The sequence below is a fragment of the Pseudoalteromonas sp. MMG013 genome, from assembly GCF_018100885.1.
In the GTDB taxonomy this organism is placed as follows: Bacteria; Pseudomonadota; Gammaproteobacteria; order Enterobacterales; family Alteromonadaceae; genus Pseudoalteromonas; species Pseudoalteromonas aurantia.
In genome coordinates this window covers 1-12,372 of the sequence record NZ_JAGJEE010000027.1, presented here as the reverse complement: position 1 = coordinate 12,372, position 12,372 = coordinate 1, and the positions used below count along the sequence as shown (strand labels likewise).

Genomic DNA, 12,372 nt, shown 5'->3' with positions numbered 1-12,372 from the left:
ATTTTCCGTATTTAAAGGCGTCTTATTTGTGAAGATGCCAGCTCGATTTTCGATCAAACGTTATAACATCTCAATACTAGCAAGTTTTAATTTGTTTTGGGAAGAGGTAATTGGAAATAGTTTTCATTACAACTGGAATGTTCGCGTCTAAATTATGACTGAAATAGCGATTTTTGAGTTAAGGAATGTGGGGGGATTGTCGATACTCGCTAGTGCCATCAATATTGATTTTCTGATATCATTGATTAATCCAGTAAAATAGGTTGGCTATTGATTGACTCACTCTCTGTTATGGTGATGTTGTTACCTATTTTAATTCTCTCATTTTAAGTTAACTTTAATATGCAATTATCACCCTCACTTACCGCATTAATAGAAGCATTGCGCTGTTTACCAGGTATAGGTCCTAAATCAGCACAAAGAATCGCGTTTCATTTACTTGAACGAGACCGTTCAGGGGGAACTCAACTCGGCGATAGTTTATTGAAGGCCATGCAAGTTATCGGGCATTGTGAGTCTTGCCGTACGTTTTCAGAAACTCCTCATTGTGATATTTGTTTAAGCGTCAAGCGTCAAGATAGCCGATTGTTATGTATTGTTGAATCACCTACAGATGTTTTAGCAATAGAGCAAACAGGGCAATATCAAGGTCTTTACTTTGTATTAATGGGACATTTATCTCCGCTGGACGGCATAGGTCCTGCAGAAATCGGTTTGGATTTGTTGGCTGATAAATTGTCAAAAGGCAATATAGACGAAGTCATTTTAGCGACAAACCCCACCGTTGAAGGTGAAGCAACTGCGCATTATATCGCTGAGCTATGTCAAAAGCATGGGGTAGAGGCATCGAGAATAGCCCATGGTATGCCGGTAGGGGGTGAACTCGACTTGGTGGATGGTATGACATTGATGCATGCTTTTTCAGGTCGACGTAGTATTCGTTGAGGGGCGGGTACACATCACAGTGTGGCATATTGATTGCCTTATGGCTTGCCCAACATTTTACTGGCGGCTATAAGGCTATTGTAAATTAATTATCTCGTATAATTAATTGTGTTCTTAGCCGGTTTTTCTATTCAGGCGTTTTAGTAGCATTACACGCATCATTTCCTCAATTGACGAAGTCTCGTCAAAAATTTATTTTATCGTGCGATACGCCTTTAAGTTACCCGTATTTAAATGGGTGACTAATTGCAAATGGCTATCAGGAGGATGCTAACGTTAAGTTCTCAGTTACATATTTTTAGCGGTATAGCATGTCATTTCCTTTAATGGGCCATCCATTTAAATCATAGCTCCATAAACGTTTAATTAAACCGTCATGAATTTGTAAACAATCAATACTACCATCTCTTTAATAAATCTGGACTAGACCAGAAATAAAACCCAACATTAGAGATGAAAGCAATGAAAAAACTAACTCAGATCGCTGCTGCTATTTTCCTCGCTACCAGTTCGGGCGTGTATGCATCGAGTGGCAAACTTGTCGGTACCGTAAAGGACTTTCAGGGGAACCTGTCAGGTGCATCCATATCGATTAAAAACACCCATGTTACTGCAGTCACCGACTATAGAGGCCGTTTTGAATTACCGAAACTGGCATCCGGTGAGTATACACTCGTGGTTAACTATTTTGGTTATGAGAATTCACAGATGAATGTCACTGTGGTTGAAGGGAAAGTGACCACAGTTGCGCCCATTGTGTTAAATACTCAGCAAGAGATAGAGGAAGTTGTTAGTGTTGGCCAGATATTTCGCGGTGCAATGGCTGCGGCGAATAATCAAAGAAATGCCTCTAATATCATCAGTGTTATTGCCGCAGATGGCATTGGTAAACTCCCCGATAGAAATGCCGCTGAAGCCGTTCAGCGAATTCCTGGTGTGTCTATTGAGCGTGACCAAGGCGAAGGGCGTTTTGTTGCAGTGAGGGGATTACCATCACAGTGGAGCTCAGCAAGTATTAACGGTAATCGATTGCCAACCGCAGAAGAAGAGACCACCAGTCGTGCCACCGCATTCGATTTCTTTCCGAGTGAACTCATTGAGTTTGTCGAAGTGTCTAAAGCAATAACGCCAGATATGGAAGGAGATGCAATTGGGGGCAGTGTTAACTTTATAACCAAAAAATCAGCGGATGAGTTTTTACTACAAACCAACTTCGCAGTCGGTCAAAATGAACTCGCTGGTGGTAATAACTACTCAGCAAATGTGGTATATGGCGATCGTTTAATGGACGATAAGTTAGGGTTTATTGTTAATGCGACGGCTTGGAAACGAGATTGGGCAACAGACAATTATGAGCCTCGCCGTCGAGGTGAAAGCGAGGACTTTGGCATTTATCGCTTAGAGCTCAGAGATTATACCGGCACACGTGAAACTTATGGGCTCAATGGTTCTATGGAGTATGATTTAGACAATGGCAGTATCAGTGCGAGTGCTTTGTACGGTACTTTGATTGATGATGAAACCCACTATAAACATCGTTTAAGGTTCGATAAAGACAGAGCCGAACTACAGCATATTCGCAACGAGTTGCTCACTCAAATGCATGGCTTTGAGTTTGCGGGTGAGCATGATATTGGCTTTGATAAAACCATCAACTGGCAGCTTGCGACGTATGAAAATGAATTTCGTTATGGCGATAAACCAAACGGCCAAGATAATAGCTATTTTGTGATGCGTTTCGACCAAAAGCAGGTGGGTTATACCGGTTTAAAAGAAGCGAGCAATGGTAAAAAATACGCATATAACTTAATTGATGGTGGCACGGACGCTTGGAATGGGATCAGTAACCACTTTCCAGCCGGTTTTAATATGGACCCCACGCAAGCCGGACTGTCTTGGGTTGAGCTGTATAAAGTTTACGTGAATGAGAAAGACCGTGTGGTTGCTAATTTAGACTTTGAATGGAGCATAGCACCTGAGCTTAGCTACAAATTCGGCGTTAAATATCGTGACAAAGTACGTCATGCTGACTTTGCTGATGAGTTTTACGAATGGAACACCGATGAGTATGGCGCAGCGCCAACATTGGCAGATTTTGCACTGAGTGATCAGCCCGGTCGACATGACTTTTTATCTGACGCGCACTTTAATTATCAAGCGCAGTTTTCTCAAGTGGCCACGACAGAAGCAACGATGGCATTTTGGAATAAAAACCGCAGTAAGTTTCGCCTCAATGAAGACGAGTCAGCATTGATCAGTAACGGTGGTGCACTAGGCAGAAACTTTGATATTGAAGAACAGCATACCTCAATTTACGGGATGGCAACGTATCAAGTTAACCCTAAGTTAGAAGTATTAGCTGGCCTGCGTTTAACCAAAACCGACACCACTGTGTCGGGGCATACCTATTTATCAGATGAAAAGAGAACGGTTGCCACAACACAAAGTAATGATTATTGGTCGCTGCTACCTGCACTGCATTTAACGTATCACGCGACAGACACAACCAATTACCGATTGGCATTAACGCGTAGTTTTGCCAGACCAGATTTTGGCTCTTTAACGCCAGGGGCAACGTATCTTGAAGCCGACAACAAACTTGACTCAGGTAACCCAGCGCTAAATCCGACCTATTCAAACAATTTAGATGTCATGGTTGAACATTACTTTGACCGTGTTGGTCTTGTGTCAGTAGGGGCTTTTTATAAAGATATTCAAGATCCTATTTTCGAAAAACGTTCTACTGGTAACTATAACGGTCGAGATGGCATTAATATTGTTCGCCCTGAAAATGGTGAGCGTGCTTGGCTTGCCGGTTTTGAATTAGCCTTTAACCGTGATCTTGGCTTTATTTCTGCGACACTTGAAAACTTTGGGGTCATGACGAATGCCACGTTTATGGACTCGCAAATGCGTATTCCAACACGTGATGATAAGGTTCATATTCCGCGCCAAGCAAGCGAGTTGTATAACTTTACCCTGTACTATGATGATACTGCATTCGCGGCAAGAATTGCGCTAAATCATAAAGGGGCTTACATAGAGGAGCATGGTAAATCGTCGCAAAGTGATAGTTATTACGGGGCGAATACCAGTGTTGATTTTACGACGTCTTATCAAATCAATGAGCAAACCTTAATTTACCTTGAACTGAATAACTTAACCAATGAAGCACTGGAATACTATATGGGCGAAAAAGGCCGACCACTACAAGTGGAGTATTACGGTATGCGCGGCATGATAGGTATTAATTATCAGTTTTAGGCTGTAAAGGCAGTGATGCAAGGTGTTGCTGAACACCTTGCTGTTATTTAAGGTTGATTATGTATTCTTTAACTGTTTGGCAGCGCACGCCGAACTGGCTTAAGCCAGCGCAAGGTGCTGCATTTGTGTTATTTGCAGCGTCTAGTGCTTTTATGACTTATTTTTGTATGTATGCGTTTCGAAAGCCTTTCTCGGTCAATAGTTATACTGATTTTGACCAAGGACATTGGGCTATTAGCTTTAAAGTGGCACTCATTTTATCGCAAGTGTTTGGCTACTTAATTGCAAAGTTTATAGGCGTTAAATTTATTGCCGAAATGCAAAGAGCAAAGCGCGCAAAAACCATTCTATGGATGATAGTGGGAGCGGAGTGTGCGCTTATTTTATTCGCGCTTACACCGGTACCTTTCAACATCGTGTGGTTATTTTTTAATGGCTTAGCCTTAGGCATGATCTGGGGCCTAGTGTTTAGTTATTTAGAGGGACGCAAAACTGCTGAATTACTGGGGGCTGTATTAAGTGTGACGTTTATATTGGCATCAGGGCTTGTGAGAACCGTCGGACAATGGCTGATCATTGCATTGGATGTATCTGAGCTTTGGATGCCAGCCGCAACGGGTGCTATTTTTTTGCCGTTATTGGTATTGTCGGTGATGTGTTTAAATAGTATTCCTCCTCCAACATCTGAAGATGAAGCGGCTAGACAGCAGCGTTTACCCATGAATGGTGCACAGCGTTGGGCGTTTTTTAAACGCTATTGGTTTGGGATCACAGTGCTGATTTTGAGCTTTTTACTTTTCACTGGGTTTAGGGATTTCCGTGATAATTTTTCTGCAGAAATATGGCAGGCTTTGGGGTATGGGCAGGAACCGGCCATATTCGCTTATGCGGGCATACGGATTGCGCTGATTGTTTTGATTGCACTGGCGGCTTTGGTATTGATTAAAAACAACCGCACCGCTTTTTTCGTAAATCATGGCGTTATATTGCTAGGTACTGTTATTTTAGCGAGCTGCACATGGGCTTTTGAAGCCAATCTAATCAGTGCTAAAGCGTGGATGGTGGTATTAGGCGCGGGCCTTTACATTAGCTACATACCTTATAACTGCTTCTTATTTGACCGGATGATTTCCGCGGTAGGCTCTACGGCAAATGCAGGGTTTTTATTATATTTGGCAGACTCCGCAGGTTACATCGGATCAGTGGGTATTTTACTTTACAAAACCTTCTCATCTCCAGATCTGAGTTGGTTACAATTTCTTATTCAAGCCTGCTACTGGGTGGCAATGATAGCCAGCATCTTGGTAGTCAGCTCTTTGATTTACTTCAGTTTAAAACTAACTTCCGCGAAAGCAGGCAACATAGTTAAGCCTGTTATGTCGGCAACTTAATAGGAAAAAAGATGAAAAATATTGAAGCGCTCATTTTAGATTGGGCTGGCACTGTGGTTGACTATGGATCAATTGCACCGACGCGTATTTTTGTGGAAGCGTTTAAAAAGGGCTTTGATTTTGACATTAGTCTTGAAGAAGCGCGTACGCCAATGGGTTTAGGTAAATGGGATCATATTAATACACTTTTGAATACCCTAACAATTGCACATCGCTGGCAACAACAATTTGGCCGTTTGCCATCTCAGCAAGATGTTGATCATATTTACCAAACCTTTATGCCGCTTCAGCAAGATAAAGTGGCGGAACGGGCAGCACCTATAGAAGGGGTACTTGCGGTAATTAATAAGTTACAAGCAGATAACGTCAAAATAGGCAGTTGTTCAGGCTATCCAAAGCCTGTAATGGATGTGCTCGTACCTGCTGCACAGGCGCACGGCTATAAGCCTGATTGTGTGGTGGCCAGTGATGAATGCGTGGCGGGCTCCCGGCCTGGCCCTTGGATGGCGCTAGAAAACGTGCAACGTCTTGGAATTTCTAAAGTAGCAAATTGCGTTAAAGTGGATGACTCTGTGCATGGTATCACTGAAGGATTAAACGCAGGCATGTGGACAGTAGGGATAGCTGTTACGGGCAATGCGATAGGACTAAGCGAACAAGAGTGGCAAGCCTGTGATGCAGATAAACAAGCCTTATTGACACGCGAAGCTTATCAGCAACTGTCTTGTGCAGGCGCGCACTTTGTTATTGATTCACTTGCCGATATTGAGCCGGTACTTAATGAGATTGAAGCAAGACTGGCACGCGGAGAACGCCCTTAATGCGCTTTACTCCTTTTTGGTTTGATGAAGCAATCAACGAGGCTGACATACGCTCAGCCTTGCCCCTGAGGCAAAATATAGACACCAATATCTGTATCATTGGGGGTGGTTTTACCGGACTTTGGACTGCGATTAACTTAAAGCAATCACAGCCTGAACTGGATGTTGTGATCATTGAAAAAGACTTATGTGGGCAAGGGGCATCAGGTCGCAATGGTGGCGCCATGCTAACTTGGTCAACCAAATTTGCCAGTTTAATTAAACACATGGAGATTGATCAAGCGGCGTTTTTAGTTAAGTCATCAGAGCAAGCCGTACATGATATTAAAGCATTTACTGAACAATATGGTATTGCGTGTGATTGTCGCATAGATGGCACGTATTACACGGCATCAAATGCAGCACAAAAGAGCGGATTTGCACCGATTTTATCTTTGTTAGACACGCATCACTTGAATGCTTGGCAGACTGTAGACGAAAGTAACCTAGCAAAAACCGGTTCGTTAGCCAATTTATCTGCGATTTATTCACCGAATGCAGGCAGTGTGCAACCCGCTAAATTAGTCAGAGGCTTATTACGTGTTGCGAAAAAGCTAGGTGTAAAGGTGTTTGAAAATACACAGTACCTTGGTTATCAAGCGGGCGAAACAATTCAAATTACCACTTCAGGGGGCGTTGTTAGGGCAAACAAACTTTTGTTTTCTGTTAATGCTTGGCTGCCTCGCTTAATGAGCGAATTTAAGCGTACGGTGGTGCTAGTGTCAAGTGACATGGTGATCAGTAAACCAGACCCTGAGCGTTTGGCCAGCATGTCGTTAGCGCATGGTGCCCCCATTATAGATAACCGTATTTTCGTGAATTATTACCGTAGCACTTCAACAGGACGTTTGATGCTTGGCAAAGGGGGAAACTACTTTAGTTTTGCTAACAAGGTGACGAAACGATTTGATCAGCCAAGTCAGTATCTGGATATTATGCAGCACTACTGGCAACACTTTTTTAAAAATAGTGGCCTAGAAATAGAACGAAGTTGGACAGGTCCCTCGGATAGAAGTGTGACTGGGCTGCCTTTTTTTGGCTATTTACCACGTCAAACTAATGTATTTTATGGTAGTGGCTATTCTGGTAATGGGGTTGTGCAAAGTTATTTAGGCGGAAAAATACTGTCTAGTTTAATGCTGAATAAACATGATAAGTGGCAGCGTTGTGCACTTGTAAATCAAACACTGTCACAGTTTCCAATAGAGCCGGTGCGAACATGCGGAGCGTATGTCGTCCGAAATGCGATAAGGCGAAAAGAATATGCAGAAGACCGTGGCCACTTCCCAAAATTGTGGGATGTGCACTTAAGTAAACTCAGTGGCTCAGCAGCCAAAGTAGACCCAAATTTAAAAGCAACATCATGAATAAGGCTCTTTTTTAGCGCATTAATAGTGCATCAGTACGATGAGCTGGTGCATATTATGAATAACGCCTTTTTTTGTCATAAAATTGCAGTAAGCTATTAGCAAAGTTTTTGATAAAATTTAACTATGCTTTTATATCAAGTTATTAGAAATCATATTCAGAGTTTGGTGGCTGAAGGCCGTTTACAGGCAGGCTCAAAGCTGTCATCTGAACGGGCGCTCCAAGAGCAATTTAATTCGACGAGAATAACAGTCCGTGAAGCACTCGCGCGGTTAGAATCGGAAGGGGTTATCTTCAGTCAAAAGCGTCGTGGTTGGTTTGTAACGCCAGATAAATTAAAGTGGCATCCAGCTCGAAAAGTGAATTTCAACGCGCTAGCACAAAAGCAAGGTTTTGTACCCTCCACTGAAGTGATTGAAATTCAGAGCCCATCAAATACGCATCAGGTTTCGCATCACTACTTTGACAGTAAACCAGTATATAAGTTAACTCGTGCGCGCTATTTAGATGGCAGAGGAATATTGATTGAAGAGATATATTGCCTTGCAGATAGGTTTGAGGGGTTAGAGCAACAGCCACTCAATGGCTCTATAACCCAAGTAATGCAGCACAGCTATCAAGTGAATGTATCTCACGAAAAATGTGAGATCAGTGTGACGGTGTTACCGGATCGTGCCGCTGAGTTACTTGAAAAGAACAGTGGCGCCCCGTGTTTAAAAGTACAACGTGCGCGATATGATGAACACCAAGCACTCGTTGATTATAATATTGAGTTTTGGTTGCACGATGCCATCGAAATGATCATTGAAGGCAAGTAGCCCTACTTATTTTGTGGAAAGTAGGTCTTAAACGGATCTGTACGGTGCCATTCGCGAGTACTGAAACTAGCCAATGGCACCCATATTCGTGATTGCTTATTTAAAGTCAGTCAACTGATATTGAGTCGTGCTTACCAATCTTTGGCTTCACTGATTGCCTGTAATAAGCCTTCAATATCACTTTGGTATACTTCTCCAATATTGCCGATTCTAAAGCAATCTGAATCTGATACCTTGCCTGGGTAAATCACATAACCGAGTGACTTTAATGTGAGATAAAAGCGTTTAAAATCGTAGTGTTCAACCTCAGGGGATAAAAAGGTGGTGATAATGGGCGAGTGTAATTGCTCGGGTAAAAGAGGCGTAAAACCCAGCTCTTTCATACCACTGACCAATAATGATTGGTTAGCGGCATATCGCTTGTGTCTGGCCGCCACACCGCCCTCGTCATGCAATTCAGTTAAAGCTTGGTCAAATGCTCTGACGACATGGGTTGGAGAAGTAAAGCGCCATTTACCATTGTGCTTTTCCATGGTTTCCCATTGATCAAATAAATCCAGAGAGAGTGAGCGCGCATTGCCTTTGCACTGTGCGATGAGTGATTTTTTACTGATCACAAAGCCAAACCCAGGCACGCCCTGAATACACTTATTCGACGAGCTAATTAATACATCGATATGCAATTTTTGCATATCAATGGGTATGCCGCCAAAGCTACTCATGGCATCTAATATCATCACTTTGTTGAACTCTTTCGCAAGTGCAGCCACTTCTTCTAAGGGGTTGAGCATACCTGTGGTTGTTTCGCAGTGCACCATCACAATGTGCGTGATATGCGGGTGATTTTCTAGTGTATTTTTAATTTGTGATATGTCTGGGTAGTGCGTTTCTGAATAATCTAATGCGATTAGGTTAATAGTGAGATATTCCGCAATTTGTTTAATACGCGCGCCATAAGCGCCATTATTAATGACTAATACTGTGGCGTTTTTATTAATAAATGTGCCCAGTGCCGCTTCAACAGAAGCCGTACCACTGCCTTGCATTAACGTGGCTGTAAATTGATCAGAGGTACTTGCAAGTTGACACAATTCGGAGCGAATTTTTTGTACGATACCCACATTGTACTCTTCATCCCATGTACACCAATCTTTAAGCATGGCTTGTTTGACTGTCGCTGATGTTGTTAACGGGCCGGGTGTGAGTAATAAGTAATTTTTGTCCATTTTTCTAATTCCAATCTGGTCTATACCAATAATTAAAGCACATGAAACATGACTTTTTGATGATGGAATTATGACAGTCTAAGTAATTTGAATAGGAGGCTGCTGGTAGCGGTAGGGAAGTACATTAAGCCATAACTCAATGTCTTGCTTCACAATATCATATAGCAAATGGCTGACCATTTTATTTTTGGCAAGGAGTTAACGATGCGTGTTCTCCTGAACAATTATTCCGAACTAATATGACTGAACATAACAAGTGTTTGTATTTATTTCTTTTATATATTACTTTGATGGAATTAAATAGAACACTAGCTTGATTTCAGTGGTAAAGAATAAAGCCGGTGTCCTTCTGAAAAGCTGTAAACTGGACTCGTGAAAGTTGAGTGTATATTTTGAATCGACAATAAACCCAAGTATCGACCATTTTTTAGGTCTAATCCCTTTTTTTATAATATTGTTTTTGGTACTTAAATTTCCAGTTGTATCTCAAGTAGCCGCTGATATAACAAACATAAAAAGAGAAACTTTGATTAAAGCTTTTTTTGGTATGTGTTTGTTTGCATCTTTAAGTGAAACCTTTAACTACTTTGATAAAGTAGAAGCAAGTAATTTCATTAAAAATAAAGAATTTAAGCAAGTTCAAGGTTGTATAAGCAAGTATGAAAGGCAAACCCCAAAACATGGCACCTTAATTGAGTCATTCAGTATTGAAGAGGTTGAATTTAGTTTCAGCAATTATGATGTTGGCCCATATTTTCATGGAAAGTTGCATAAGGATAGTTTTATTAAAAATGGGCTGTGTGTTTCAATTGATTATGTGCTGGATGGACATAGTAATAAGATCCTTAAAATAGTCGAAGAATAATATGGGACAGGCATAAATTTCTTTGAAGTATGTAAAATCGGGGTCTTATGATTTAACGAAAGGGTTAATTCAAGTGAAGAGACCATGAAATTAGCACGAACGAGCTAGCAGCAGAGCTTGCTGAATTAAATCAACGCGTTAATCTGCTTAAGTGTTCGGGCTATCAAAGTGCGTGCGCGATGAAAATATCATTGATAAATCAGCGAAAATTAGCTCTAATAGCAAGATAAAACGCACTGAGTAATGCAGGGATGGCTTAAGCGCGAAAGACAAGCCGATAAAATAAGTATAAGACACCTTATGTCACTAAAAGTAAATTCCCATAGCATAAATAACACCAACTCTGACACACCGAGCAGGTAGCGGCTCAGTCCAACAAGCGATTATGTAGCACAAACAACGTGCCGCATAAATACTAAATAGTTATACGGTTGTCGATGTACCCAGAAATCACTGAAATTAATGAAACCCAACTTAAGGTAACTTATGATAAGTTGCCTTGGTTCCCGTATTGTTTGATTTGGGCGGGTTACTTTTCTTCATTGTACTATTTAAATTCCTTCTCGCCAGATAGGTGGCTTTTTTCGTTTTTTCTCGTAACGTTAATACTTTTAATCTTTTATATATCAGGTTTTACAACACGTTTCATAAAAAAGGAGATATTCCTTTTTGACTCAATGAAGAAAGAAATATTTAAAAATGGAGAGGTGTATCAAAAGTATGATGACATTAAAGAGATCATAATTGATGAAATATCGGGTGATTGTTCAGATGATTATGAGCTTATATTGAAGTTTTCTAAAGGGAAATTAAATCTTGGCAGAGACATTGATAGGAATAAAGTTGTCGAAAGGCAGAATCAGGTTAATGGGTTTATAAAAACCGTATGACAAACGCTTCAGCCAAGGACACAAAACAGCAGGCTTGCGCTCCTTCGTCGCTAATTTTAGCCTGCTATTTTGCGTCGGTTAAGCGAGGAGTTAGAGCTACCAAAAGGATTGGAGTCAAATTGAAACTTTTTATTTTATTTCTAGCGTGGTTTTCGATTGCTTCAAGTGCTCAAGAAACACAAAGTTCTACTGTTAAAAATATTGGTAATTCTTGCTTTAAAGAGCCGACGTGGCCTAACGAAAGTGCTAGCAAATATTTGTGTGTCTTTGAGTTAAATACTGTTAGTCCATATTTTGAAGAAAATACACGTATGGAAGTTATAAATAGCTTTGTTAAGTCACAAAGCTTAAAGTGCAAAATATCTGACAGCATTGAAATGACTGACCCTAAAGCTAATATCGGTCATGCTATGTTTTTAATTGTCTATCATGTCAGTTGCGGTTAGGGTAGGCTCTCTTTGCGATCTCATCGCTGTCCACTTCCTTATGGACTCGCAGAGACACTATGCTTAAAATGATTTAGGTAGTAGAAAATAATATGGGACAGGCACAAATTTCTTTTAAGTATGTAAAATCGGGGTCTTACGATTTAACGAAAGGGTTAATTTAAGTGAAGAGACAATGAAATTAGCACGAACGAGTTAGCAGAAACGATTTAAACTGACACCCATCCTAAATTGACTGTTTTTCATTCATCACCTATCTTTTAAATTCAGCTTAAAAGATAGGCAATTCTCTCATGGCT

The 12,372-nt window shown here is 41.0% G+C and carries 10 protein-coding genes; 9 read left to right on the top strand and 1 reads right to left on the bottom strand.

Annotated elements, in window-relative coordinates:
• Positions 1 to 342 precede the first annotated feature (342 nt).
• The 6 genes from recR (at position 343) to J8L98_RS18855 (ending at position 8,646) form a co-directional block, all read left to right on the top strand.
• Positions 343 to 945 (top strand): recombination mediator RecR, encoded by a 603-nt coding sequence (gene recR, locus J8L98_RS18880; protein ID WP_210997720.1) that lies wholly within the window; start codon positions 343 to 345, stop codon positions 943 to 945.
• A 462-nt stretch (positions 946 to 1,407) separates the two neighbouring features.
• Entirely contained in the window at positions 1,408 to 4,209 is a 2,802-nt protein-coding gene (locus tag J8L98_RS18875) for a TonB-dependent receptor (RefSeq protein WP_210997719.1), read from the top strand.
• Positions 4,210 to 4,268: 59 nt separating this feature from the next.
• On the top strand, positions 4,269 to 5,600 hold the full coding sequence (locus J8L98_RS18870) for a DUF5690 family protein (RefSeq protein ID WP_210997718.1): 1,332 nt from the start codon (positions 4,269 to 4,271) through the stop codon (positions 5,598 to 5,600).
• A gap of 11 nt (positions 5,601 to 5,611) precedes the next feature.
• Positions 5,612 to 6,421, top strand: a complete 810-nt coding sequence (gene phnX / locus J8L98_RS18865; protein ID WP_210997717.1) for a phosphonoacetaldehyde hydrolase — start codon at positions 5,612 to 5,614, stop codon at positions 6,419 to 6,421.
• Positions 6,421 to 7,827 (top strand): FAD-dependent oxidoreductase, encoded by a 1,407-nt coding sequence (locus J8L98_RS18860; RefSeq protein ID WP_210997716.1) that lies wholly within the window; start codon positions 6,421 to 6,423, stop codon positions 7,825 to 7,827. The genes phnX and J8L98_RS18860 overlap by 1 nt, the downstream gene beginning before the upstream one ends.
• A gap of 126 nt (positions 7,828 to 7,953) precedes the next feature.
• Entirely contained in the window at positions 7,954 to 8,646 is a 693-nt protein-coding gene (locus tag J8L98_RS18855) for a UTRA domain-containing protein (protein WP_210997715.1), read from the top strand.
• Between the two features lie 131 nt (positions 8,647 to 8,777).
• Here J8L98_RS18855 and J8L98_RS18850 read toward each other — a convergent pair whose 3' ends face one another.
• Complete coding sequence (locus J8L98_RS18850; protein ID WP_210997714.1) at positions 8,778 to 9,872, bottom strand: 2-aminoethylphosphonate--pyruvate transaminase; 1,095 nt, start codon at positions 9,870 to 9,872, stop codon at positions 8,778 to 8,780.
• 379 nt (positions 9,873 to 10,251) lie between these two features.
• On the opposite strand from J8L98_RS18850, the gene J8L98_RS18845 reads away from it, so the two are divergent.
• The 3 genes from J8L98_RS18845 to J8L98_RS18835 all read left to right on the top strand — a co-directional run bounded on the left by J8L98_RS18845 (position 10,252) and on the right by J8L98_RS18835 (position 12,073).
• On the top strand, positions 10,252 to 10,737 hold the full coding sequence (locus J8L98_RS18845) for a hypothetical protein (protein ID WP_210997713.1): 486 nt from the start codon (positions 10,252 to 10,254) through the stop codon (positions 10,735 to 10,737).
• Positions 10,738 to 11,174: 437 nt separating this feature from the next.
• Positions 11,175 to 11,627 carry a hypothetical protein gene (locus J8L98_RS18840; protein WP_210997712.1) on the top strand — a complete coding sequence of 151 codons (453 nt, stop codon included), beginning with the start codon at positions 11,175 to 11,177 and terminating at the stop codon, positions 11,625 to 11,627.
• A 119-nt stretch (positions 11,628 to 11,746) separates the two neighbouring features.
• The gene (locus J8L98_RS18835) at positions 11,747 to 12,073 is read left to right on the top strand and encodes a hypothetical protein (protein ID WP_210997711.1); all 327 of its coding nucleotides are present in this window, start codon (positions 11,747 to 11,749) and stop codon (positions 12,071 to 12,073) included.
• Positions 12,074 to 12,372 lie beyond the last annotated feature (299 nt).

What these genes read in the sequence shown, in the direction of transcription:
- recR (WP_210997720.1), top strand. Translation starts at nt 343, where the DNA reads ATGCAATTATCACCCTCACTTACCGCATTAATAGAAGCATTGCGCTGT.
- J8L98_RS18860 (WP_210997716.1), top strand. Translation starts at nt 6,421, where the DNA reads ATGCGCTTTACTCCTTTTTGGTTTGATGAAGCAATCAACGAGGCTGAC.
- phnX (WP_210997717.1), top strand. Translation starts at nt 5,612, where the DNA reads ATGAAAAATATTGAAGCGCTCATTTTAGATTGGGCTGGCACTGTGGTT.
- J8L98_RS18855 (WP_210997715.1), top strand. Translation starts at nt 7,954, where the DNA reads ATGCTTTTATATCAAGTTATTAGAAATCATATTCAGAGTTTGGTGGCT.
- J8L98_RS18840 (WP_210997712.1), top strand. Translation starts at nt 11,175, where the DNA reads ATGTACCCAGAAATCACTGAAATTAATGAAACCCAACTTAAGGTAACT.
- J8L98_RS18875 (WP_210997719.1), top strand. Translation starts at nt 1,408, where the DNA reads ATGAAAAAACTAACTCAGATCGCTGCTGCTATTTTCCTCGCTACCAGT.
- J8L98_RS18870 (WP_210997718.1), top strand. Translation starts at nt 4,269, where the DNA reads ATGTATTCTTTAACTGTTTGGCAGCGCACGCCGAACTGGCTTAAGCCA.
- J8L98_RS18850 (WP_210997714.1), bottom strand. Translation starts at nt 9,872, where the DNA reads ATGGACAAAAATTACTTATTACTCACACCCGGCCCGTTAACAACATCA.